A 24,126-nucleotide genomic window follows, 5' to 3' on the forward strand; every position below is an offset into this window, starting at 1 on the left:
CAGTTTTCATGGGTTTACCCTCCATTTTACGTGGATGGCTAGGTTAGCCCAGCCATCCACTTACTTTAATGAGCCAAATCAATATTCAAGGCTACTTGACCTTCTTGGCGCCGTTCTGCTCGAGGTATGTCTTGGCGCGGAGCCCGATGTCGGCGGCCTTGACCTGGTACTGCCAGACCTGCTCGGCCCACAGATTGGCTTGGTCCCAATCCTTCTTGGCGGCAGCGGCTTCGTGCTTGGTCTTGGCATCCTTCATCTTGTTGAGCTGGTCGGTAGCGTCATCGACCATGTTCACCACATCCGGGAAGTCCTTGAAGTTCACGCTGGTGATGTAACCGACCACGGAATCAATAACGACCTGGGTATCCGCCACCTTCTTCACCGTCGCCTTATAGTCGGCTTCCGTGTAGTTGGCCTTGGCTTCAGCCGTCTTGCCCGGCTTCCAGCCCTTCGGCTTGACCAGCAGGTAACCCTGCATTTCAAGGTGCAGCGCGGAGCAGAACTCCGTGCAGTAGTACGGATAGACACCTTCCTTGTCCGCCTTGAACTTGACGGTCACCGTCTTGCCCGGCTCAACCGAAGCATGGACGTTCATCGTCGACACCGTGAAACCGTGGGTTTCATCCTGGGCGCGTTCGAGGTTGGTCAGGTGAATGGTGACTTCGTCGCCCACTTCTGCCTCGATCGTTTCCGGCGTGATGTGCGAACGGATCAACGTACCCTTGACCTCGATCTTGTTACCCTTCTTGGTCGTCACTTCCTCACCGGCGCGAACCATGCCCGGATGCGGCTTGTCGGTCCGCGAATCGGTACCCACCTTGTAACGGACACCCGGCTTCAACTTCGAAGCCTCGATCGCCACCACATAGTGCGGCTCACCCAGCGGCAGCGGCATGTCGTACAACAGTTGCATCTTGTCGTTCGAAATGTCGATCAGCTGGTGATTCTGCGGATGCAAGGGGCCAACCGGATTGAAACGATCGATCGACAGCTTGTTCAAGGCCACCAGATAACGGCCCTTCGGATCGGCCGAGTCACCCTCCATCGTCACCAGGTGACCGATGTTGTAATGCACGGAAATCTTGTCCAGCACCTTACCCTGGCAGTGATCCCACTTCACGACCTGCGAATCGACATACAGCGAGGTATAAGCGATACAGGACTTCGAATCATACTGGGTATGCAAGGGGCCAAGACCCAACTGCACCTGGGTGTGCAGCGCATCCTTCATGCCGATCACCGGAATGCCATACGGATCCTTGGATTCGAACTTGTTGGCCTTGATCGCTGCCTGGATCTTCTCGAAGGAATAGACCGAAACGTGCGTATCGAGCTTGCCGGCCACGGTCAGGAACTTGCCGTCCGGGGTGACATCCACACCGTGCGGCGACTTCGGTTCCGGAATCAGGAAGAGGATGCCTTCCTTAATCGCCGTTTCCATCATCAGCACATTGTGGCCGTTGATCTTCTTGGCCTTGCCCTGAGCAACCAGCTCAGCCGCCTTCTTCCAGTTGATCACGTGCAGATAGTCGGTGTCCTTGGCGGAACAACCGGCCTCATACGGCGGGCGACCCTTCTCGATACCACCGACATAACGCTCGGAACAGAACGAATTGGTGAACGACCAGCCATCGGACGGGCCTTTACCGGCATCCGACAAATCCTGCGAATACGGCGGCAATTCGAGGGAGAACGACTCCTTCGGATCGATGCGGCCTTCCTTGCGATCGAACTTCCAGTACGTCACGCCACCGCGATACTTCTCGTTGAACTCTTCGAGCGGATAGAACTTCTTGTTCTCAAGCGGCGCAGCGTACTGGGCGGCTTCGATCACATACTCGGTATTCGGCGTCACGAAAGCGCCACCGTGCTCCGACTTGTAGATCGGGTTGACCACGATCTGCTTCGTCTCGAAGTCACGCAGGTCGATCACCGCCAGGCGCGGATTGGCCTTGTCGTTGATGAACAGGAACTGACCGTCGTACTTGCCCTGGGTTTCGGAAATGGCCGGATGGTGCGTATCGCCCCAGTTGATTTCCTTGCCGTCGATATTGCCCTGACGCAGCACGGCCTTGGAATTCTCGTCAAAGCCATAACCCTGCCAGGGTTCCGGCGTGAAGACGCCGATGTACTTCAGGATGCGCATGGACGGAATGCCATAGACGATGACCTGGCCGGACTGACCGCCGGAGCTGAAAGCCAGGAACTCGTCACGCTTGCCGGTCGGGACATAGGTCTTGGACGCAGCGAGCAGATCCTGCTGGCTGAGACCGCGACGCTTCATCACGTCCTGCAGCGATTCGGCGGCCCACGAGGTGGCAGCGCCGAGGCCGATCGTGGCTGCGACGAGCATCACGGTCGTTTTGACTGCAAATTTATTCATTCGATTTCTCCCACTTGATAAGAAGATCACTTCTAGTCCCCCATCGGCACAGCAACCTTTACAGGTGCTGCGACAATTTGCCGCACATTGTGCGCGGCACAGCAAGCCTTTAACAGGTGACGAATCGCTGATTCGCAGGCTGGGGAAGCGGGAGGAGTGGGGTAGGGAACAGCCTAGTTCTAAAGGATGCTTTCCTCGTCGATCAAGTGGTTCTGGACGGCATAGCGGACCAGTTCGGCGGTATTCGTCATGTTCATCTTGGCAAGGATGCTGGCCTTGTGGGTGCTGACGGTTTTGGTGCTGAGGCTGAGCTGGCGGCCGATTTCGGTGACGCCAAGACCCTGCACGATGAGCAGGAAGATCTGGTGTTCGCGATCGGTCAGGCGATTGTGCGGCGCCATGCTGCCGCGCCCGCGCAGCATTTCCTGAGTCAGTTTGTCGGAAACCGACTGGTTGATGAAGAGGCCGCCGCCGGCCACCTTGCGGATGGCGTCGGCGAGCTGGGTTTCCGCATTGTCCTTGCACAGGTAGCCGGAGGCGCCGGCCTTCAGGGCGCGCACGGCGTAAATGTCTTCCTTGTGCATGCTCAGGATCAGAATCGGCAGTTTGGGAAACTCTGCCTTGATCTGCTTGATCAGTTCGATGCCGTTACGGCCGGGCATGGTCAGGTCGAGGACCAGCGCATCCCACTCGGCCAGCCGCAGGTTGCCGATGGCTTCGATGCCGTTGCTGGCTTCGCCGGCAACCAGGATATCGCCGCTGTCGTGCAGGATGTGCTTGAGGCCGGCCCGGAGAATGTCGTGGTCGTCGGCGATCAGGGTGCGAATCATGGGGTATGTCCTCCGTGTCGGGGTAGTGTCGCTACGATATGAACGCCCTGGCTGGCGCCGCTGGCAATGTCGATCCGGCCGCCGAGCATGCTGACGCGCTCGCGCATGCCGAGCAGGCCGAAGCCTTGCTTGGATTGCACCGGGTTCAGGCCGATGCCGTTATCGCGAATGTCGATGTGGATATTGTCCGCCGTTTCGTGGACTTCGATCTCGATCTGGCTGGCTTTGGCGTGCCGGGCGACATTGGTCAGCGCCTCCTGGATCAGGCGAAAGACGGTGATGGCCGGGCCTTCGTCGAGGTCGAATTCCTCCGGCTCCAATTTCAACTGGCAGGCGATGCCTGTGCGTTCGGCAAACTGGCTGCACAGGTGTTCGAGCGCCGCGGCGAGGCCAAGTACGTCGAGCATGCCGGGGCGTAGCCCCTCGGCGATACGGCGCAAGGCGTCGATGGTGCGCTCGACCAGGGCATGGGCATCGCTGGCGCGCGCCGTCACCGAACTGCCCAAGGGGCTGCATTGGCGTTTCAGCCAGCCGAGGTCGATGCGCAAGGCGGTCAGAGCCTGGCCCAGTTCGTCGTGCAGTTCCCGGGCGATGGCTGTTCGTTCCTCCTCGCGCACGGTCTGCAGAAAACCGGCCAGTTCCTGCAGGCGGGAGCGGGAGTCGCGCAACTCCTGTTCCGAGTGGCGCAATTGTTCGGTGCGCTCGGCGACCTTGTCTTCCAGTTTGGTCTGCAGGCGGCGCAACTCGATATGGGTGTGTACGCGGGCGAGGACTTCTTCGGGCTGGAAAGGCTTGGCGATGTAGTCGACGGCGCCGAGGCTGAAGCCGCGCACCTTGTCGCCGGTATCGCGCAGGGCAGAGAGAAAGATGATCGGGATATCGCGGGTGGCCGGCTCGGCTTTCAGGCGCTGGCAAAGTTCGTAGCCGTCCATGCCGGGCATGCGGACATCGAGCAGGATCAGTTCCGGCGGTTTGGCCTGGGCTGAGCGCAAGGCCATGCGGCCGTCCTGGGCCGGGCGGACGACGTAGCCGGCCTCGGTCAGCAGGTCGCAGAGCAGATCGAGCGAGGCGACCGTGTCGTCGACGACCAGGATTTCGGGCGGCACGCGGTGAGCGTCATTGGTCTTCATTGTTCGTTATCCAGAATGCCCAGTGTTTTCCAAAGTGTCTGGTAGTGGCGGTCGCGACAGAGCGCCGAGAGATGGTTGGCAAAGCGCGGGTTTTCGCTGGCTACCTGACGGAGGGCTGCTTCAATTTCCGTCGCGCTCAGTGAAATGGCCGCTTCGGTCAGCCGCCTGCGGGTCTCGGCCGAAAGTTGGGAAAACTCCTCAATGTCGGGCGGTGGCGGGGTTTCACTGCCCGGACTGCTCAGGCAGATGCCCAGTTGCTGCTCGATGACCCGGAAAATATCGCTTTCCTCGAAGGGCTTGCTGACAAAGTCATCAGCGCCGGCGGCCAGCGCCGCCTCGCGGGCTTCCAGCAAGGCGTTGGCGGTCAACATGACGATCCGCGGTGGCTCGGTGCTGTCGCGGCGGAGCCGGGTGATGAAGTCGATGCCCTGGCCATCCGGCAGGTACCAGTCGAGAAAGACCAGATCGGCCGGCGTCTTGCCGAGTGCTGTAGCCGCCTCGGCAAGGTTGGCGGCTTCGTCGATTGTGAAACCGAGCGGTTCGAGCAGCGAGCGGACCAGCAGGCGCGCGGCCTGACCGTCGTCGACGATGAGCACCCGACACCGGCGGTCGACCGGCAATTTTCGGGCAATTTCAGGTTGCCGTGCGGGCAATTGCGGCGTATCCACCCGCGCTGCCGGGATCGTGAAGTGGAAGGTCGAGCCTCGTCCGGGGGCTGATTCGACGGCCAACTCGCCGCCCAGCATGCGGACGTAGTTCCGGCTGATGGTCAGACCCAGCCCGGTCCCGCCATGCTGGTTACTGCCCACCTGCTCGAAGGACGAAAAGATTCGCTCGCAGTCGGCCGGGGCGATGCCGATCCCGGTGTCGCGGACGGCGATGCTCAGGTCGACCCGGTTGTCGCCGCTGGCAACGGCCTCGGCACGGACGACGATTTCACCCTGTGGGGTGAATTTGACAGCGTTGGAGAGCAGGTTGAGCAGGATCTGGCGAATGATTACCGGGTCGAGCATGACCACGGCCGGCAGGTTTTCCATCTCCAGGCGCAGGGCCAGTCCGGCCTGCTCGGCGCGCAAGCCCATCATGTCCACGACCTGGGTCAGCAATTCGGCGAGAGCGACTTCCTCGATGGCGATTTCCATCTTGCCTGATTCGATCTTGGAAAGTTCAAGGATGTCGTTGATCAGGGTCAGCAGGTGATGCCCGGAATGGTTGATGATTTCGAGGTTGCCCTGCTGTCGTGACGACAGGCTGGTGTCTTTCTCCATCAGCCGGGAGAAGCCGATCACCGCGTTGAGCGGCGTCCGCAGTTCGTGGCTCATATTGGCCAGGAAGGTTGATTTGCTGCGGTTGGCCGCTTCGGCCTGGTCGCGGGCAACAGTCAGTTCCTCCGTACGCTGACGCACCAGTTCTTCGAGGTGTTCGCGGTAGTCGGCCAGTTCCTGCTCGGCCTTCTTGCGTTGCGTGATGTCGGAAAAGATCGAAATGTAGCGGCGAATCCGGCCGTCCGGGCCGCGCAGGGCCTGCATCGAGATTTCTTCCGGAAAGATTTCGCCGTTCTTTCGGCGATTCCAGATTTCGCCGCGCCAGTGTCCATCCTGGGTCAGGCTGTGCCAAAGTTTGCTGTAGAAGTCCTGGTCGTGGAGTCCCGACTTGAGAATGCGCGGGTTTTGCCCGATCACCTCGTCGCGCCTGAAGCCGAAGATGGTGCAGAAGGCATCGTTCACCCAGAGTATGGTGCCCTCGGCATCGGTGATGACGGCTCCTTCCGCCATCGCGCCAAAGGCCATTTCATTTTCCCGGCGCATTTCGTCCTGATACAGGCGTTCAAGCGCCCGTCGGCGGGAAAAAAAGTGCAGCAGCAGGATGGTGGCGGCACCGAATGTCCAGATGCCGCCATGCCAGTACTGCAGCGCCCGCCAGGTCGGCTCCTGGGCCGTGCGGTAGGTGTTGAGGTCGATCGAGACGCTGGCGCCGCCGCGCAGGCCGCCGACCGGAACAAGCGTGTCGCGGTGGCATTCCAGGCATTCCTCTTCCATCTTCATCGGCAGCATGGCGCGCATAAGGCCATGGCTGCCTTTCCTGGGCTGGGTTTCGGTGACCATTTCGGCACCCTGACTCAAGGCAGCGAGGGCCTGGCTTTCCCATTCGTCAGGACGGTTGCCGATATTGCGCAGCTGGTTTGAAGTCAGTCGCTCACGCAGGCCGAAGCCGCGATTGCTGGTTTCCTGGATGGCGAGCAGCAGATGGATCGGCGTGACGCTGACGATCCTGAATTGTTCGTCGGTACCTGCTTTGACCGTGAAGCGCTCTTCTTCTTCAAGCGAGTTCTGCGCTGGGACATGTTCTTCGCGAATGAAGACGCCGCCGACGCCGGAGGCCCATTTGCGGATCGCCATGTCCTTTTTCAGATTGGCGACGGCATCGATGCGGGCGAGGGCGGCCGCATTCCGGTTCAGCTGTTCCCGCTGAGTGAGCAGCGAGGCCAGCACGAGAAGCGTCCAGATCGCAATCGCCAGCAAGGTTCCGGCAAGGCCGGCCAGCGACAGCGGTAATTTGAGGGGGGAGGGCATGCGTTCCTAATGCCGGAAAAGCGAGGGAATGAAAAAGGGGAGCAGAAACTCTGCTCCCCTTTGTACGCTCGGTCAATCGTGCTTACTTGACCTTCTTGGCGCCGTTCTGCTCGAGGTATGTCTTGGCGCGGAGCCCGATGTCGGCGGCCTTGACCTGGTACTGCCAGACCTGCTCGGCCCACAGATTGGCTTGGTCCCAATCCTTCTTGGCGGCAGCGGCTTCGTGCTTGGTCTTGGCATCCTTCATCTTGTTGAGCTGGTCGGTAGCGTCATCGACCATGTTCACCACATCCGGGAAGTCCTTGAAGTTCACGCTGGTGATGTAACCGACCACGGAATCAATAACGACCTGGGTATCCGCCACCTTCTTCACCGTCGCCTTATAGTCGGCTTCCGTGTAGTTGGCCTTGGCTTCAGCCGTCTTGCCCGGCTTCCAGCCCTTCGGCTTGACCAGCAGGTAACCCTGCATTTCAAGGTGCAGCGCGGAGCAGAACTCCGTGCAGTAGTACGGATAGACACCTTCCTTGTCCGCCTTGAACTTGACGGTCACCGTCTTGCCCGGCTCAACCGAAGCATGGACGTTCATCGTCGACACCGTGAAACCGTGGGTTTCATCCTGGGCGCGTTCGAGGTTGGTCAGGTGAATGGTGACTTCGTCGCCCACTTCTGCCTCGATCGTTTCCGGCGTGATGTGCGAACGGATCAACGTACCCTTGACCTCGATCTTGTTACCCTTCTTGGTCGTCACTTCCTCACCGGCGCGAACCATGCCCGGATGCGGCTTGTCGGTCCGCGAATCGGTACCCACCTTGTAACGGACACCCGGCTTCAACTTCGAAGCCTCGATCGCCACCACATAGTGCGGCTCACCCAGCGGCAGCGGCATGTCGTACAACAGTTGCATCTTGTCGTTCGAAATGTCGATCAGCTGGTGATTCTGCGGATGCAAGGGGCCAACCGGATTGAAACGATCGATCGACAGCTTGTTCAAGGCCACCAGATAACGGCCCTTCGGATCGGCCGAGTCACCCTCCATCGTCACCAGGTGACCGATGTTGTAATGCACGGAAATCTTGTCCAGCACCTTACCCTGGCAGTGATCCCACTTCACGACCTGCGAATCGACATACAGCGAGGTATAAGCGATACAGGACTTCGAATCATACTGGGTATGCAAGGGGCCAAGACCCAACTGCACCTGGGTGTGCAGCGCATCCTTCATGCCGATCACCGGAATGCCATACGGATCCTTGGATTCGAACTTGTTGGCCTTGATCGCTGCCTGGATCTTCTCGAAGGAATAGACCGAAACGTGCGTATCGAGCTTGCCGGCCACGGTCAGGAACTTGCCGTCCGGGGTGACATCCACACCGTGCGGCGACTTCGGTTCCGGAATCAGGAAGAGGATGCCTTCCTTAATCGCCGTTTCCATCATCAGCACATTGTGGCCGTTGATCTTCTTGGCCTTGCCCTGAGCAACCAGCTCAGCCGCCTTCTTCCAGTTGATCACGTGCAGATAGTCGGTGTCCTTGGCGGAACAACCGGCCTCATACGGCGGGCGACCCTTCTCGATACCACCGACATAACGCTCGGAACAGAACGAATTGGTGAACGACCAGCCATCGGACGGGCCTTTACCGGCATCCGACAAATCCTGCGAATACGGCGGCAATTCGAGGGAGAACGACTCCTTCGGATCGATGCGGCCTTCCTTGCGATCGAACTTCCAGTACGTCACGCCACCGCGATACTTCTCGTTGAACTCTTCGAGCGGATAGAACTTCTTGTTCTCAAGCGGCGCAGCGTACTGGGCGGCTTCGATCACATACTCGGTATTCGGCGTCACGAAAGCGCCACCGTGCTCCGACTTGTAGATCGGGTTGACCACGATCTGCTTCGTCTCGAAGTCACGCAGGTCGATCACCGCCAGGCGCGGATTGGCCTTGTCGTTGATGAACAGGAACTGACCGTCGTACTTGCCCTGGGTTTCGGAAATGGCCGGATGGTGCGTATCGCCCCAGTTGATTTCCTTGCCGTCGATATTGCCCTGACGCAGCACGGCCTTGGAATTCTCGTCAAAGCCATAACCCTGCCAGGGTTCCGGCGTGAAGACGCCGATGTACTTCAGGATGCGCATGGACGGAATGCCATAGACGATGACCTGGCCGGACTGACCGCCGGAGCTGAAAGCCAGGAACTCGTCACGCTTGCCGGTCGGGACATAGGTCTTGGACGCAGCGAGCAGATCCTGCTGGCTGAGACCGCGACGCTTCATCACGTCCTGCAGCGATTCGGCGGCCCACGAGGTGGCAGCGCCGAGGCCGATCGTGGCTGCGACGAGCATCACGGTCGTTTTGACTGCAAATTTATTCATTCGATTTCTCCCACTTGATAAGAAGATCACTTCTAGTCCCCCATCGGCACAGCAACCTTTACAGGTGCTGCGACAATTTGCCGCACACTGTATTCCAGCCAACTTGTGAAAAAATTGATCTTTGCTAATTCCTGCAGGCTTCCTTCAAGGAAAATGCAGCCTGCTCCAGTGGCGAAAGGCCTGTGCTAGTCCAGTGAATAAGAAAATCCTCATTGATGCGATCGGTATCTTGCTGATCGCCCTGGTGGTCGTCGTTGGTTACAAACTTTCGCCCATCCTGTTACCAAAAGCAGATTTGAACGTGCAGCCGGAGGCCGGCTGCGATCTGCACAAGCAGGCGTGTGTGGCACAGTTGCCGGATGGTGGGCGGGTCGAATTGTCATCCAGCGTCCTGCCGATCCCGATGGTCAAGCCGTTCAAGGTGCAGGTGGCGGTCAGCGGCCTGAAAGCGTCGCGGGTCGAAGTCGATTTCACCGGCATCGACATGAACATGGGGCTGAACCGGCCGGTGCTGGTCGATCAGGGCGGCGGTCGCTTCGTCGCCGAGGCCAACCTGCCTGTCTGCATTACCGGCGAGATGGATTGGCAAGCGACGGTGCTGATCGAAAGCGGCAACCAGCGCATTGCCATTCCCTATCGTTTTTCCGGAGTCCCCCACTAACCATGTCCGAACGCATCCTGCTGGCGATTGCCGCTCTTCTTGCCGCCCTGGTCGTCGGGCTCGGCTTGTTCTGGCACCCCGAGCCGACGGAATGGCAGTTGCCCAAGCTCGCTTCGGCCAATGGCGGCGATTTCACCCTGCAGTCAGTCGATGGTCCGGTGTCGCTGAGCGACTACCGGGGCAAGGTCGTGCTCGTCTATTTCGGCTATACCTATTGCCCGGACATCTGCCCGACTTCGCTGGTGGCCACGGCCGAGGGGCTGAAACAGTTGAAGCCGGAAGAACTGGCCAAGGTGGCGATGATCTTCATCTCGGTCGATCCGGAGCGCGATACGCCGGCCCGCCTGAAGGAGTACGTCGACTTCTTCCATCCGGCCATCGTCGGCGTCACCGGCACGCCGGACAGTCTGGCCGACATCGCCCGGGCCTACGGTGCCTTCTACGCCAAGCAGCGGGTCGATACGGCGGGTGGCGGCTATGTCGTCGATCATTCGGCCGACACCTATATCGTCGGGCCGGATGGCAAGCTGGCCGGCAAGATTGCCCATGCCACGCCGCCGGACCAGGTGGTGGTGGCGCTACGCAAGTATTTGAACCAACCCTGAAGGAGTGCAATTCAATGAAACAACTTTCCCTGCTCGCCGCCGGCCTGATCTTCTCGGCCGGTGCCCTGGCCGGCGCCGCTGACAACGTCTCGGTGCAAGACCCCTACGTTCGTCTGGCGCCGCCCAATGCGCCGGCGACCGGTGCCTTCATGGTCATCAAGAACAACGGCGACAAGGACATCAAGGTGCTGAAGGCTGACAACCCGGTTTCCAAGGTCACCGAGTTGCATACCCATCTCAACGAAGGTGGTGTCATGAAGATGCGCCCGGTACCGGCGATCGACATCAAGGCCAAGGGTGAGGCCGTGCTCAAGCCGGGCGGCCTGCATGTGATGATGATCGACCTGAAGGCGCCGATGAAGGAAGGCGATGTCGTGCCGATCACGCTGAGCTTCGATGACGGCAGCAGCAAGGTGGTCGAGGCCAAGGTGGTGCGCCCGATGCCGGCCGCCAGCATGCCGATGGAACACAAGCACTGAAAATCGGTGCTTTCCGGCCGTTGACCGCAAGTCCTGCGGTCAACGCCGGAAAAATGCCATTTTTCAAATTGAGGGCCGGATGATTCCGGCCCTTTCAGCTTTTGGCCGGGTGTTTGCCGAGTTTGCGCTGCAGGGTGCGGCGATGCATCTTCAGGGCGCGCGCCGTGGCCGAGATGTTGCCGTCGTTTTCGTTGAGGACGCGCTGGATATGTTCCCACTCCAGGCGATTGACCGAGAGCGGTTCGTCCGGGGCGGCGAAGTCGACATCGGCGTTTTCTTCGTCGTCGAAGGCGCCGAGGATGGCTTCGATTTCGACCGGCTTGGCCAGGTATTGAAAGGCGCCGAGCTTGATTGCGTCTACTGCCGTGGTGATGCTGGCGTAGCCGGTCAGGACGACGATGCGGCAGGCCGGGTTGATTTCGAGCAGTTCCGGGATCAGCGCCAGGCCGGAGGCTCCATTCAGGTTGAGATCGAGGACGACCCGTGGCGGCGACTCGCGGCGCGCCAGTTCAAGGGCGCTGGCCGGGTCGAGGGCGCCGCGCGCCGGGTAGCCGCGACGTTCCAGGGTGCGGACGAGAACGCCGTTGAAGGCGGCGTCGTCATCGATGATCAGGGTCATGTCGTTCATGGTCTGGGCAGGGGAAGTTCGATGCGGGCCAGGGCGCCGCCGTCGTCGGGATTGCTCAGGGTCAGGCGACCGCCAAGTTGTTCGATGGCGGCACTGGTCAACATCAGGCCGATGCCGCTGCCGCGCTCGTGCGGCGGGAAGGTGCTGTGCCCGACGCGCTCCAGCACGTGTTGCGGAAAGCCCGGGCCATGATCGCGAATGTCGATGCAGAGATCGTGGCTCGACCAGCCGAGGCGCAGTTCAAGGGGGAGCGGCTTGCTGGCGTTGGCGGCATTGTTCAGCAGGTTGAGAATGGCTTGCTCCAGTCGCGGGTCGGCCAGGATGGCCGGGGCCGGGCCGTCGCTGGTCAGCACCAGCCGACAACTGACTTGCGGCCGGACGGCGTGCCAGTGCTGGCGGATGGCGTCGAGCCAGCGGTCGGCCGCTTCCTTCTGGGCGTTTTCCAGGCGCTCGGCGCCAGCGCGGCGCGAGAGCACGGTGATGATGTCCTTGCAGACGCCGATCTGCTGGCGGAGCAGGGTGATGTCGTCGCGGGCCGCTTGGGACAGATTCGGGTTGTCGGCAAACTCGTGTGCCAGTTCGCCGGCGAGCAGGGCCATGGTGCCGAGCGGCGTGCCGAGTTCGTGGGCGGCGCCGGCAGCCAGCGTGCCCATCGCCATCACCCGCTCGTCGCGCAAGGCCTGTTCGCGGGCGGCCGCCAATTCGGCGTCGCGCAGGCGGATCAGGCGGGTCATGCGGACCACGAACCAGGCGATCATCGTCGCCGAAACGACGAAGGTCAGCCACATGCCGATCAGGTGCAGGCGGGTGGCACGCGTCGCATCCGGCATCGGCAGCGGAATGTAGAAAACCATCAGCAGCGAGTAGGCGACGACGGCGATCAGGCCGATGCCGAGCACGCAACGTCCGGGCAGGGTTAGCGCGGCAATCGCCACCGAGGGCAGGAGCAAAGAGACGAGCGGGTTGGTGGCGCCGCCGCTGAAAAAGATCAGGGCGCTCAAGGCGCAGATGTCGATCAGCAACTGGCTGAACAGTTCATAAGGCGTGGCGCTGCGGGCCTGGCGCAACCGCCAATGGACGGCGGCATTGAAGCACAGTGTGATGGCCAGCACGGCGAGCAGCGGCATTTGCTGGATGGGAATGTCGAGCAGGCCGGGCGCGATCATCACCAGCAGGAACATCAGGGCCAGCACAATCCAGCGGCTGGCAACCAGTCGGCGCAAGTTGGCCAGGTGGTCGGTTCCGTCGGCAGCACAGGAGATGAAAGGCATGGGGCGAATTATGCGTGATTTGTGTCAATTTTCAGATGCTGGTGGCGTGCGACAATTCGCCGCAGTCTGCCTTGGAGTGATCTTGCATGTTGAAACGCCTGTCTTTTGCCCTGTGTCTTGCCGGTATGTTGTCCGCCAACCCGGTTGCTGCGGTCGACCTCGAAAAAGGCAAGGAAATCAACGGCACCTGTGCCGCCTGTCACAGCGACAACGGCCAGGGCGGCAAGAAGGGCGAATACCCGCGCATTGCCGGCCAGCAGGTCAAGTACATCGAAACCCAGCTGAAGAATTTCCGGGCGCGGACCCGGGTCAATATCCCGATGTTCCCCTATACCCAGGAGCGCGAACTGTCGGATACCGATATCAAGGATATCGCCGCCTATCTGGCCGGCATCGAGCTGGATACCAAGATGCCGACCTATACCGGCAAGGAAGATGCGCTGACCAAGCTGCTGATGGCCGAGAAGGTGATGATCATCCCGCGCGCCGAGGGCGACCTCGACAATGGCGAGAAACTCTACAAGAAGCAGTGTGCAGCCTGTCACGGCAAGACGGGCCGGGGACGTGGCATGTTCCCGATGCTGGTTGGCCAGTACACCAATTACCTGCAGCGCCAGGTCGAGCTTTACCTGAAGGGCGACCGGCCGCATGACGAAGAAGGCACGGTCGGTGTGCTGAACGGCCTGAAGGCGCAGGATATCCAGGATATCCTGGCCTACCTGACCTCGATCCAGGAGCCGAAGGAATGAGGCGCTACACGCTGGCCGCCATCGCGGCGTTGCTCGCTACCAGCGCCTGGGCGCACGGTCACCCAGCACCGGTCGACGACAGCATGCCGGATGCCCAGCGCATCCGCTTCTGCGAACGCGTCCGCGATCATGCCCTGCAGGCTTTCTACAATCGCGACAAGGGCCGCCCGATGAAGCTGTTCGATGAGGATGGCAGCGACGGGGCGCGCATCACCAACATCATCATCAAGCGCATTTACGAAGAGCCGCAGATTTCCAGCCCGAAGAAGGCGGAAACTTTCGGCCGGGCGACCTGCAACGAGATGATGGGCAACAAGCTGGCGCCGGAATAGGCGCCAAGCAGCTGCCGGCGAGTTAGTCGGCGAAGGCCGCGCTCAGGGCGGCAATCATGTAGCTGTGGTCGAGTACGCCGGCACTTTCCCGGATGCTGTGCATGGCCCACATCGGCGAGCCGACATCGACGCTGGGAATGCCGAGGCGCGCAGCGACGATCGGACCGATCGTGCTGCCGCAACCGAGATCGGTGCGGTGGGCATACTGCTGGCAGGGCACGCCGGCCTTGTCGCAGAGCGCCATGAAGCGGGCGGCGGTGTCGGCGCTGGTGCTGTAGCGCTGGTTGGCGTTGCTCTTGATGACCGGGCCGGCATTGACCAGCGCCCGATGGCAGGGCTCGTAGGCCGCCGGAAAATTCGGGTGCCAGCCGTGCGCCATGTCGGCGCTGATGAAGAAGCTGCGGGCCAGCATCCGGCGCTGGTCTTCGTCATCCAGCCCGGCCTGGCCGGCGAGGCGAGCGAGCAGGTCGGCGATGAAGCTGCCGCTGGCGCCGGTGGCGCTTTCGCTGCCGACTTCCTCATGGTCGAAGAAGGCGATCAGGCAGGTCGCCGCCGGCTCTGGCGTGGCGAGCAGCGCACTGAGCGCGGCATGGCAGGAGGCCAGGTTGTCGAGTTGGCTGTTGGCGACGAACTCGCGGTCGACACCCCAGAACGTGCCTTTTTGCGTGTCGTAGGCATTCAGTTCCCAGGTCAGCAGATCACTGGCCTCGACACCGAGCGCGGCGGCAATCGGTTGACGGAAGCGACTGTCGGCGCTGTTGCCTTCCTCGGCAACGCCAAGCAGCAGCGGCAATTCGGTCTGCTTGTTGAACTTGAGGCCGTTTTCGTTGACCTCGCGGTTCATGTGGATGGCCAGGTTGGGCAGGCGCAGCAGCGGCTCGGCAAAGCGGACGAGGCGGGTGGCAAAGCCATCCGCCGTGCGGACATTGACCCGGCCGGCCAGCGACAGATCGCGGTCGGCAAAGGTGGCGAGCAGCGGGCCGCCATAGACTTCGACGCCAAGACGCACCATGCCGGCGGCGTCCTCCGCCGGTTTTGGCTTGAGGCGCAGGCCCGGCGAGTCGGTATGGGCGCCGATCAGGCGCAGCCCGCTTTCGGCAGCCGGCTGGCTGCCGACGATGAAGGCGATGATCGAGGCGCCGCCGCGGACGACGTAGTAACGACCGCCGGCAACCAGATGCCAGCGGTCGACCTCTTCCAGACGGCAGAAACCGGCCGCTTGCAGGCGGCTTTCACAGCTTTCGACGGCGTGCCACGGACTGGGGCTGGCGTCGATGAAGTCGAGCAGGTCTTGTGCCTGGGCGCGGGCAGTGGCGGGGATGATCATCGTTGGTTTCCTTCCTTGCTGCAGGCGGCGAGCAGGGCTTCGGCGACGCGCGAGTCGTAGAGCATGGCAATGTGGCCGACGGCCGGCAGCTCGACATCGGTGGCGCCGGGCAGGCGCTGGCGGTCCTGCGGCATGGCGTAGTTGTCGTAGGGGTTGCGCAGGCTGACGACCGGCACCTTCGGCGTTTCGCCGGCCATGTCCTGCAGCCACAATGAATCGGGTTCCATTTCGCGGGCGTTCTGGCCGAAGCCGACGCGGGCGATTTCGGTACCGGCGTGTGGGGTGGCCAGCGTCACCAGCTTGGCGATCCGGCTGCTGCCGTGGCGGGCCAGGTAGGAACGGCAGACCAGGCCGCCCATGCTATGCGCGACCAGAGTCAGCCGCTTGGCGCCGGTCGCCGCGCAGACGGCTTCGATGCGCTGATTGAGCAGCGGCACCATCTTGCCCATGCTGGTGTAGGGCGGCACCAGGCTGACGCTGGCTACCGCGTAGCCGGCGGCTTCGAAACGTCGGCGCAGTTTCCACCAGACCCCGCGGCTGCAGCCGTAGCCATGCACCAGCAGCACGACCGGGCGGCCGGACGGCAGGCGGTCGGCCGGCATCCACAGGCGTTCGAGCGGCAGCACGATGAGGAAGGTGAGCAGGAAAGCCAGGTATTCGTCCCACATTAGCCGGGCGGTAGTGGCAAAGCCGAGGCGCGGCGCCGGCGAGGCGAAGGCCATGCCGAACATCCAGGTCACGGCATTGATGCTGGCGCGCACGCCGAGCAGGGTGCCGATCGCCAGGGCAATCGCGTAGGGCCAGTCGAGATGCAGGCCAAGGCGGGCGAGGGCGAGGTAGCCGGAAATTTCCAGCGTCATCCAGAGCAGCAGGGAAACAGGCACCATGCTGGTCAGGCCGCCGCTTCGGTTTTCGGCAGCCAGATGCAGGCGCCCTTGGATTCCTTGTCGATCACCTGCAGCACGCGTTCGTGCTCGGCGATTTCGTCGGGTGCGGCGCGGCGGACGTGCAGCGGCTTGCGCTGGCGAACGACACCATCGGCGCCGAGCTGCGGGCGGGGCGCCGAATCCGGCTCGATCATCAGGCTGTTCTGGCCGCGTGTCATGGCCAGGAAAACGTCGGCCAGCAGTTCGGTGTCGAGCAGCGCGCCGTGCAATGTACGGCTGGAGTTGTCGATTTCGTAGCGTTCGCACAGCGCGTCCAGGCTGTTGCGCTTGCCCGGATGCAGTTCCTTGGCCATGCGCAGCGTGTCGATGACGCCGTTGCAGACGGTTTCGACCGGGACGCGATCCAGGCGGCGCAGTTCGGCATTCAGGAAGCCGATGTCGAAGGGCGCGTTGTGAATGATCAGTTCGGCGCCATTGATGAATTCGAGGAACTCATCGACGATGTCGGCGAACTTCGGCTTGTCGGCGAGAAATTCCAGCGAAATGCCGTGCACCGCCTGGGCGCCGGCGTCGATCTCGCGCTCCGGGTTGGTGTATTTATGCAGATGGCGGCCGGTCAAGCGCCGGTTCTCCATCTCGATGCAGGCCACTTCGATGATGCGATGGCCCGAGCGGGGGTCGAGGCCGGTGGTTTCAGTGTCGAGAACGATCTGTCGCATGCTTATCTCTTCAATTCGTCGATGCCGCGGTTGGCTAGCGCATCGGCGCGTTCGTTTTCCGGGTGGCCGGCATGGCCCTTGACCCAGATCCATTCCAGCTTGTGCGGCTTGACCTGGGCATCGAGCAGTTGCCAGAGGTCGGCATTCTTTACCGGTTTCTTGTCGGCGGTCTTCCAGCCGTTGCGTTTCCAGCCGTGTATCCACTCGCTGATGCCTTTCAGCACATACTGCGAGTCGGTGTAGACCTTGCCGGCGATCGGCCGCTTCAGCGCTTCGAGGGCGCGAATCGCTGCCGTCAGTTCCATCCGGTTGTTGGTGGTTTCCGGCTCGCCGCCCCACATTTCCTTTTCATGCGGTCCGACGCGCAGGATCGCCCCCCAGCCACCCGGGCCGGGATTGCCCTTGCAGGCGCCATCGGTAAAAATTTCAACGTTTTCTTCAGCAGACATCGCTTTCCTTGTGTGCCACCGGGCGCAGCGCCTTGGCGCGCACCGGCTTTTGTCGCCAGTTGGGAGTAATCAAGTGCATGGCGTGAGTGCGCTTGATGGCGCGCAGCATGTAAACGCCGCCGGAAAAGTTCCACCAGCGATTACCCGCCGCCTCCAGCATCTGCCAGCGTTGCAGCCATTGTTGGGTTTCGCAGGGCGGGGCATAACAGCCGTAGGTGCCGCCATCGACTTCGAAGCCGAGTAGCTTGAGCCAGTCGCGCAGGCGCTGGGTCGACAGATAACTGCCGTTCCACGGGAATTCGCCGGAGCGTTTCAGCGTTTTCGTGGCGCCCCACAGGGACAGTGGGTTGAAGCCGACGATGATGACCTGGCCTTCCGGAATCAGGATCCGTTCGGCCTCGCGCAGGATCTGGTGCGGGTCGTCGCTGAATTCCAGGACGTGGGGCAGGACGACGAGGTCGGTGCTGTGCGAAGCGAAGGGCAGGGCGCTGAGGTCGCAGAGGACATCGACCGGCCCGGTGCAGCCGGCCCGCTGGCGTAGCGGAATGCGGTTGGCGCGCAGGAAGTCGTATTGCGGCAGACCGCATTGCAGCGCATTGAAGCCGAAAACGTCGGCGACCGCGTTGTCCAGCACCGACTGTTCCCAGTTCAGTACGTACCGTCCCTGGGCCGTATTCAACCAGCGATCGAGGCCGGGAATTGACATCCGCTGCTCCTGGCTCGATAGTTCCGGCATGTTTACGATCTCACTCATTCCCGCGTTCAAGGACAATTACATCTGGCTGCTGACCCTGGGCAAGCGTGCTGCCGTGGTCGACCCCGGCGAGGCGGCGCCTGTCATCGCCCGGCTGGAAGCCGAGGGGCTGACCCTGGAAAGCATCCTGATTACCCATCACCACGCCGATCACCAGGGCGGTGTCGGCGCCTTGGTCGAGCGTTGGCAGCCCGAGGTCTTTGCCCCGGCTGCCGAGTCTATCACAGGCTGTAATCACCCCCTGCGCGGTGGCGAACGGATCGAGGTGCTTGGTCAGACTGTCGAGGTCATGGCGGTGCCCGGCCATACGCTGGGCCACCTGGCCTACTACGCGGCGCCGGCCCTGTTCTGCGGCGATACCCTGTTCGGGGCCGGTTGCGGTCGCCTGTTCGAGGGCACGCCGGCCCAGATGGCGGCTTCGCTGGCGACGCTTGCCGCGCTGCCCGATGAGACGCGGGTTTATTGTGCCCACGAATACACCGAAATGAATTTGCGTTTCGCGCTGGCCGTCGAACCTGAAAGCCCGGCCGTGCAGCAACGGGTGGCAAAAGTGGCGGCGCTGCGTGCGGCCGGCCAGTCCAGCGTGCCATCGACGCTGGGCGAGGAAAAGGCGACCAATCCCTTCCTGCGTTGCGAGGAAACGGCTGTCGTCGCGGCCGGTTTGCAACATGCTGCGGTCGACCGTTCAAAAACGGCAATTTTCACCGCCATCCGTGCCTGGCGGAACAGCTTCTAAGCTGCTTTCTGGCGCAGACGCGCCGTCACCTTGGCCAGTGCATCGAGCACGCGGGCCGCATTGAAGGGCTTGATGATAAAGCCGCAGGCGCCGTTCATGATCGACTCCTGAACGGTGTCGGGGTCGGCGTTGCCGGTAATCATCACGATTTCGGTCTGTGGTCGGGCGGCCTTGATTTCGACCAAGGCTTCCAGGCCATCCTTCTCCGGCATCATGACGTCCAGGCAGATGATGTCCGGCTTCAGGCGTTCTGCCATGTCGACGGCGATGTTGCCGTTACGGGCCTCGCCGATCACCTCGTATTCATCGCCGCGCAAAATGCCGCGCAGGATGCTGCGCATCATGTCGTTGTCGTCGACGATGACGATAGTCGTCCGTTTGCTATTCATGATCAGCCAGAATGGTATCGGCCCGGACTACCCGGTCGCGGCCTTCGTGCTTGGCACGATAAAGGGCGCGGTCGGCGGCCTTGATCAGGTCGTCGTGCAGTCCTTCGGTATCGGGAACCTGGGCGGCAATACCGATGCTTAGGGTGACCCGCCCATGCGGTGAGCCGGCGTGTGGAATATTCAGGGCATGCAGGGCGTGGCGGATTTTTTCGCCGACGAACAGGGCGCCGCCAATGGCGGTTTCCGGCAGGATCGCCGCAAACTCTTCGCCCCCATAGCGGGCCGCAACGTCGGAAGCTCGTTCCATGGTCCGCTGAATGACCCCGGCGACCTGGCGCAGGCAGTCATCCCCGGCCTGATGGCCGTAGGTATCGTTGAACAGCTTGAAATGATCGACGTCGCACATCAGCAGCGCGATGCTGTTCGAGGTGCGGCGGGCGCGGCGCCATTCACGGGAAATGTAATCGTCGAACAGCCGCCGATTGGCGATGCCGGTCAGGCCGTCGCTGGCCGACAGGCGTTTCAGTTCCTGATTGGCGGTATCGAGCTTGCGGGCGAGGACGACCAGCGAGGTACGCATCTGGATGATGCGCTGCATGGCGCGAATCTTGGCGCCGAGCACGACTTCGCTGACCGGCTTGTGCAGGTAGTCGTCGCCGCCCGAGGCGATGCCGCGTTCGATGTCCTCGTCCTTGCCGAGCGAAGAGAGAAAGATGATCGGCGTCCAGTTTTCGGCTCTTTCCAGACCGCGCAGGCGCTGGGCGACGGCAAAACCATCGGTGTCGGGCAGGACGACGTCGAGCAGGACGATGTCGGGGTGTTCCGTCTGAAAAATCTCGATGGCCTGGGCGCCGGTTTCAGCCTTGACTGCCGTCGCACCCAAGCGCTCGACATACTGGGTGAGAACCAGCAGATTGGAGCGTGTATCTTCGACAATCAGGATTTTCATGGCGGACTTGGAGAGTTGGCCGCCCGAAGTCTAACGACAATAAGTCCAGAAGAACAGCAGCGCGGCGGCCGATATCCCAATGGCAACCAGGCCCCAGACGATGCCCTGGATCAAGGCCTGGCGCGCCTCGTAATGGCCGGCCCGTTTCCGGCAATCGAAAAAGCGCTGAAATTCGCCGAAGGTGACGACGACTGCCAGGCCAAAGAAAATCATCCCGCAAAACAGGAAAATGATCGGCCCGTTCGATAGGTCGCGGCAGGTGGCTGCGGTGTAATGCAGGTAGCGCAGTACCGAGTCGGTCTTGAAAGCAAACTGACTGACGGTATAGGTGAGCAGGCCGAAGCCGGTCAGCAGGCTGATGCCCAGCCAGGTTTCGCCGCGCTTGAGTTGGGCGGCCAGATTCTTCAGTTCGTCAAACAGCCATTTCATGAATTATTGCCGCGTTTCGGTCGGGGTCATTGTGCTAAATTCGACACAAATACAAAATAGAGTTACCCGGTAGATTACCATGGCTGAAGAAACAGGCACCAATTCGACGACAATGTCGCGCGCCAGCGCGGTGTTGAACTCCCCACGCAGTCGGCGTTTCGGGAAATGGCTCGGCGGATTTTTGCTTCTTTTCGGCCTTTTTGGCTTTTTTGCCGCGCCGCCCCTCGTAAAGTCCATTCTGCTCAAGCAACTGTCGACCGAACTGCACCGCGAGGTCAGTATCGGGAGTATCGATATCAATCCCTTCACCTTGTCGGCCAGCATCAGTGGCCTGTCGATCAAGGCCGAGGGGGGCAAGGAGGTGGCCGGCTTTGACGAATTGTTCGTCAACCTGTCGGGTTTCTCGGCTCTGCAGGCGGGCATTGTCGTCGATGCCATCCGCCTGCAGGGGCCGCGCCTGGCTGTGACGCGACTCAGCGAAGGGCGCTACGACATTTCGGATCTGCTCGATGAGTGGATGAAGCCGAAGGATGAGCCGGAGAGTCCACTGCCCCGTTTTTCGCTGAACAATATCCAGGTGATCGGCGGCAAGATCGAGTTCGACGATCAGCCCAAGGGCAAGGTCCATACGATCGGCGATATCAATCTTGGCCTGCCTTTCGTCTCCAGTCTGCCGTACCAGGCCGAAGTCCTGATCGAGCCGAGCTTTTCGGCCGTCATCAATGGTGCACCGCTGGCCTTGAAGGGGCGCAGCAAGCCGTTTGCAGGCAAGCATGAAAGCGAGCTCGATCTCGATCTGGATCGCTTCGATCTGGCGGGCATCCAGCCTTACCTGCCGGATTCTGTGCCCGTGCGTCTCGGTGCCGGCACCCTCGACTCCGAGTTGAAGATCGTTTTCAAGGAGCTTTCCGAGCAGGTCTTTTCACTGGCTGTCGTCGGCAGCGCCCATGTCTCCGGCCTGGCGTTGGCCGAAAGCGGCGGCCAGCCGCTGATTGGCTGGAAGCGTCTGGATGTCGATCTGGAAAATGCCGACCTGCTCAACCGGAAAATCGCCATCAAGCGAATTACGCTCGATGGGCTGGATGCGACTCTTACGGTGAACCGCCAGGGTGAGTTCAATGTCCTGATGCTGGCTGACAAGCTGGCCCGGCCAGCGGCCAAAGCCCCGGCCGAAAAGCCGGTGGCAACAAGTTCGCCGGCGAAGCCGCTCGAATGGTCGCTGGGGGAATTCGTGCTGAACAACGGTTTGCTGCGTTGGCAGGACGACTCGAAACTGGCCCCGGTTGCCGGTGAAGTGCGCAATCTGCAGGCACTGGTCGGCCGGGTCGATAGCAAGCTGGTCGAGCCGATCGAAATTGGCGAGGTTAGCTACCAAGTTGATCTCGGCGAGCGTTTCCGGGTCGAGAAAATGCACATCAAGGGGATTCGTGTCGATTTGCCGGCGCATCGCGTCGAGATTGCCGAAGTGACCAACAGCCAGACGCGGGCTCGCATGCTGCGCAACAAGGCGGGCCAGATCGAGTGGGTCAGTTCGCCGGTGCTGAAAACGATCCGTGCCACCGATGCGAAGATTGACGAGCGGCCCTGGGTTGGCTCCATCGCCAAGCTTGCCATCGAGGATCTGGCTTTCCGCCTGGAAGACCAGACGACCCGGCCTGCCGCGGTGCAGGAGCTGGAAGGATTCAGCTTGCACGGCGAGAACCTGAGTAACGAGCCGGGCAAAAAAGGCACGGTTTCCCTGAAGGGGATGATCAACAAGAAGGGTCACCTGAACGTCGATGGCAATGTTCAGATCATGCCGCTCAACCTCGCCCTCAAGGTCCAGACCGAGGCGATCCCGCTGATGCCGCTGCAGCCCTATTTCAGCGAGCAACTGAATATCGCGCTCAGTCGCGGCCAGTTCTCGAACAAGGGCGAAGCCACGGCCGTCATCGACAAGGGGGAGTTGAAGGCCGGCTACAAGGGTTCGCTGACGCTGGGTGATTTCCTTGCGGTCGACAAGATCAACAGTGCCGATTTCCTGAAATGGAAATCCCTCTATGTCGGTGGCGTTGATTTCCAGTTGCAGCCGATGACGATCAATGTCGGCGAGATCGCGCTCGCCGATTTCTATTCCCGCCTGATTCTCAATTCGGCCGGGCGTCTGAATGTCCAGGATATTGTCAAAAAACCGGAGGGCGAAGTTGTCGTTGCCCCGCCGGCGCCGACGCAGGGGCCGACTGAAGCGAGCAAGACGGCGGCTGTCAAGCCGCCCGCCAAGGACGCGGTGGCGGCCAAACCGGTTGTGCCGATCAAGATCGCCAAGATTACGTTGCAAAACGGGACGGTCAATTTTTCCGACTTTTTCGTCAAGCCGAATTACACGGTCAATGTCACCAAGCTCGGCGGACGCATTACCGGCTTGTCTTCGGTCGCCGATACGCTGGCCGATCTCGAACTGCGCGGCAGTTATGCCAGCTCTTCGCCGGTTCAGATCCTGGCCAAACTGAATCCGCTGGCCGCCAAGGCCTACCTCGATCTGAAAGCGGAGGTCACCGGGGTCGATCTGGTCGGTTTCTCGCCGTACTCCGGAAAATATGCCGGCTACGCCATCGAGAAGGGCAAGCTGTCGGTAAATCTGGCTTACAAGCTGGAGAACAATCTGCTCACTGCCGACAATCGGCTGTTCATCGATCAATTCACTTTCGGCGACAAGATCGAAAGTCCGGATGCGACCACGCTGCCGGTCAATCTGGCCATTTCCCTGCTCAAGAACAATCGCGGTGAGATCGATCTCAACCTGCCGATTTCCGGTTCGCTGGATGACCCGGAGTTCTCGGTCGGCGGCCTGATCTTCAAGGTGATTGGCAACCTGTTCGTCAAGGCGGTGACTTCGCCGTTTGCCTTGCTCGGTTCGATGTTCGGCAGCGGCGAGGAGTTGTCGAATGTCGAGTTCGCCCCCGGGCGGGCAACGCTCAACGAGGCGGCCGGCAGGAAGCTGGAAGCGCTGGCCAAGGCGTTGAACGAGCGGGCTGCGCTGAAGCTCGAAATTACCGGTCGGGCCGATCCTGAGGCTGACAAGGAAGGTATCAAGCGCGTTGCCATCGAGCGTGCGATGAAAGCCGAGAAACTGAAGGACACGCTGAAGAAGAGCGGCGAGGGGGAGTCGCTGGACAGCATTCAAATTGCGCCGGAAGAGTACAAAACCTACCTGACCCGGGCCTACAAGGAAGCCAAGTTCCCGAAACCGCGCAATATCGTCGGCATGCAGAAGGAATTGCCGGTCGAGGAGATGGAAAAGCTGATGCTGACCAACCTGCCGGCTAGCGATGACGATGTCCGCGCCCTGGCCGTGCGCCGGGCTGAAACGGTGCAGGGCTGGTTGGTCGAGTCGGGCAAGGTGCCGGTCGAGCGGATCTTCCTGTTGCCGGCAAAGATCGAGGTCGATGAAAAGGCCAAGAGCAGCCGGGTCGACTTTTCGTTGAGATGATGC

General features: G+C 61.3%; 22 protein-coding genes. 7 read left to right on the forward strand and 15 right to left on the reverse strand.

The window, feature by feature from the left end:
- Window positions 1-91 precede the first annotated feature (91 nt).
- The 5 genes from nosZ (GH663_RS06790) to nosZ (GH663_RS06810) all read right to left on the reverse strand — a co-directional run bounded on the left by nosZ (GH663_RS06790) (window position 92) and on the right by nosZ (GH663_RS06810) (window position 9,290).
- Complete coding sequence (nosZ, locus tag GH663_RS06790) at window positions 92-2,383, reverse strand: Sec-dependent nitrous-oxide reductase (protein ID WP_153130903.1); 2,292 nt, start codon at window positions 2,381-2,383, stop codon at window positions 92-94.
- A gap of 179 nt (window positions 2,384-2,562) precedes the next feature.
- The gene (locus GH663_RS06795) at window positions 2,563-3,213 is read right to left on the reverse strand and encodes a response regulator (protein WP_153130904.1); all 651 of its coding nucleotides are present in this window, start codon (window positions 3,211-3,213) and stop codon (window positions 2,563-2,565) included.
- Complete coding sequence (locus GH663_RS06800; RefSeq protein WP_153130905.1) at window positions 3,210-4,343, reverse strand: response regulator; 1,134 nt, start codon at window positions 4,341-4,343, stop codon at window positions 3,210-3,212. The genes GH663_RS06795 and GH663_RS06800 overlap by 4 nt, the downstream gene beginning before the upstream one ends.
- Window positions 4,340-6,916 carry an ATP-binding protein gene (locus GH663_RS06805; RefSeq protein WP_246181518.1) on the reverse strand — a complete coding sequence of 859 codons (2,577 nt, stop codon included), beginning with the start codon at window positions 6,914-6,916 and terminating at the stop codon, window positions 4,340-4,342. The genes GH663_RS06800 and GH663_RS06805 overlap by 4 nt, the downstream gene beginning before the upstream one ends.
- A gap of 82 nt (window positions 6,917-6,998) precedes the next feature.
- On the reverse strand, window positions 6,999-9,290 hold the full coding sequence (gene nosZ / locus GH663_RS06810; RefSeq protein WP_153130903.1) for a Sec-dependent nitrous-oxide reductase: 2,292 nt from the start codon (window positions 9,288-9,290) through the stop codon (window positions 6,999-7,001).
- 193 nt (window positions 9,291-9,483) lie between these two features.
- Here nosZ (GH663_RS06810) and GH663_RS06815 point away from each other — a divergent pair, with 193 nt between their 5' ends.
- From GH663_RS06815 to GH663_RS06825, 3 genes are read left to right on the forward strand one after another with little or no spacing between them, the layout of a single operon-like run.
- Entirely contained in the window at window positions 9,484-9,951 is a 468-nt protein-coding gene (locus GH663_RS06815; protein WP_170291354.1) for a hypothetical protein, read from the forward strand.
- A gap of 2 nt (window positions 9,952-9,953) precedes the next feature.
- Complete coding sequence (locus GH663_RS06820) at window positions 9,954-10,556, forward strand: SCO family protein (RefSeq protein WP_153130906.1); 603 nt, start codon at window positions 9,954-9,956, stop codon at window positions 10,554-10,556.
- Window positions 10,557-10,570: 14 nt separating this feature from the next.
- Window positions 10,571-11,035: a copper chaperone PCu(A)C gene (locus GH663_RS06825; protein ID WP_240481650.1), complete on the forward strand. Its 465-nt coding sequence runs from the start codon at window positions 10,571-10,573 to the stop codon at window positions 11,033-11,035.
- A 94-nt stretch (window positions 11,036-11,129) separates the two neighbouring features.
- On the opposite strand, the gene GH663_RS06830 is transcribed toward GH663_RS06825, so the two are convergent.
- Window positions 11,130-11,663, reverse strand: a complete 534-nt coding sequence (locus GH663_RS06830) for a response regulator transcription factor (protein WP_066879452.1) — start codon at window positions 11,661-11,663, stop codon at window positions 11,130-11,132.
- Entirely contained in the window at window positions 11,660-12,934 is a 1,275-nt protein-coding gene (locus GH663_RS06835; protein WP_153130907.1) for an ATP-binding protein, read from the reverse strand. The genes GH663_RS06830 and GH663_RS06835 overlap by 4 nt, the downstream gene beginning before the upstream one ends.
- Before the next feature lie 86 nt (window positions 12,935-13,020).
- On the opposite strand from GH663_RS06835, the gene GH663_RS06840 reads away from it, so the two are divergent.
- Together GH663_RS06840 and GH663_RS06845 are read left to right on the forward strand one after the other, a co-directional pair.
- Window positions 13,021-13,683 (forward strand): c-type cytochrome, encoded by a 663-nt coding sequence (locus tag GH663_RS06840; RefSeq protein ID WP_153130908.1) that lies wholly within the window; start codon window positions 13,021-13,023, stop codon window positions 13,681-13,683.
- Entirely contained in the window at window positions 13,680-14,015 is a 336-nt protein-coding gene (locus tag GH663_RS06845; RefSeq protein ID WP_153130909.1) for a hypothetical protein, read from the forward strand. The genes GH663_RS06840 and GH663_RS06845 overlap by 4 nt, the downstream gene beginning before the upstream one ends.
- A gap of 22 nt (window positions 14,016-14,037) precedes the next feature.
- On the opposite strand, the gene GH663_RS06850 is transcribed toward GH663_RS06845, so the two are convergent.
- The 5 genes from GH663_RS06850 to GH663_RS06870 are packed head-to-tail and all read right to left on the reverse strand — an operon-like array spanning window position 14,038 to window position 18,103.
- Window positions 14,038-15,342 carry a M18 family aminopeptidase gene (locus GH663_RS06850; protein ID WP_153130910.1) on the reverse strand — a complete coding sequence of 435 codons (1,305 nt, stop codon included), beginning with the start codon at window positions 15,340-15,342 and terminating at the stop codon, window positions 14,038-14,040.
- Window positions 15,339-16,229: an esterase/lipase family protein gene (locus tag GH663_RS06855; RefSeq protein ID WP_153130911.1), complete on the reverse strand. Its 891-nt coding sequence runs from the start codon at window positions 16,227-16,229 to the stop codon at window positions 15,339-15,341. The genes GH663_RS06850 and GH663_RS06855 overlap by 4 nt, the downstream gene beginning before the upstream one ends.
- Before the next feature lie 5 nt (window positions 16,230-16,234).
- Complete coding sequence (dnaQ, locus tag GH663_RS06860; RefSeq protein ID WP_153130912.1) at window positions 16,235-16,948, reverse strand: DNA polymerase III subunit epsilon; 714 nt, start codon at window positions 16,946-16,948, stop codon at window positions 16,235-16,237.
- Window positions 16,949-16,950: 2 nt separating this feature from the next.
- Window positions 16,951-17,397 carry a ribonuclease HI gene (gene rnhA, locus GH663_RS06865; RefSeq protein WP_153130913.1) on the reverse strand — a complete coding sequence of 149 codons (447 nt, stop codon included), beginning with the start codon at window positions 17,395-17,397 and terminating at the stop codon, window positions 16,951-16,953.
- Window positions 17,387-18,103, reverse strand: coding sequence for a class I SAM-dependent methyltransferase (locus GH663_RS06870; RefSeq protein ID WP_153131155.1), 717 nt, complete (start codon window positions 18,101-18,103; stop codon window positions 17,387-17,389). The genes rnhA and GH663_RS06870 overlap by 11 nt, the downstream gene beginning before the upstream one ends.
- Window positions 18,104-18,131: 28 nt before the next feature.
- On the opposite strand from GH663_RS06870, the gene gloB reads away from it, so the two are divergent.
- Window positions 18,132-18,887 (forward strand): hydroxyacylglutathione hydrolase, encoded by a 756-nt coding sequence (gene gloB / locus GH663_RS06875; protein ID WP_153130914.1) that lies wholly within the window; start codon window positions 18,132-18,134, stop codon window positions 18,885-18,887.
- Here gloB and GH663_RS06880 read toward each other — a convergent pair.
- Genes GH663_RS06880 through GH663_RS06890 form a run of 3 tightly spaced genes read right to left on the reverse strand, consistent with a single transcriptional unit; the run spans window position 18,884 to window position 20,654 of the window.
- A complete protein-coding gene (locus GH663_RS06880) occupies window positions 18,884-19,276 on the reverse strand; it encodes a response regulator (protein WP_153130915.1) in 393 nt (130 codons plus the stop codon). The genes gloB and GH663_RS06880 overlap by 4 nt on opposite strands.
- A complete protein-coding gene (locus GH663_RS06885) occupies window positions 19,269-20,225 on the reverse strand; it encodes a diguanylate cyclase (protein WP_153130916.1) in 957 nt (318 codons plus the stop codon). Before GH663_RS06885 ends, GH663_RS06880 begins: the two co-directional genes overlap by 8 nt.
- A gap of 30 nt (window positions 20,226-20,255) precedes the next feature.
- Window positions 20,256-20,654, reverse strand: coding sequence for a hypothetical protein (locus GH663_RS06890; RefSeq protein ID WP_153130917.1), 399 nt, complete (start codon window positions 20,652-20,654; stop codon window positions 20,256-20,258).
- A 79-nt stretch (window positions 20,655-20,733) separates the two neighbouring features.
- Between GH663_RS06890 and GH663_RS06895 the strand changes: the two genes are divergently transcribed.
- Window positions 20,734-24,123, forward strand: a complete 3,390-nt coding sequence (locus GH663_RS06895) for a DUF748 domain-containing protein (RefSeq protein ID WP_153130918.1) — start codon at window positions 20,734-20,736, stop codon at window positions 24,121-24,123.
- The last annotated feature ends 3 nt before the right edge of the window (window positions 24,124-24,126 follow it).

The organism is Dechloromonas hortensis, assembly GCF_009469765.1.
Classification (GTDB): Bacteria; Pseudomonadota; Gammaproteobacteria; order Burkholderiales; family Rhodocyclaceae; genus Azonexus; species Azonexus hortensis.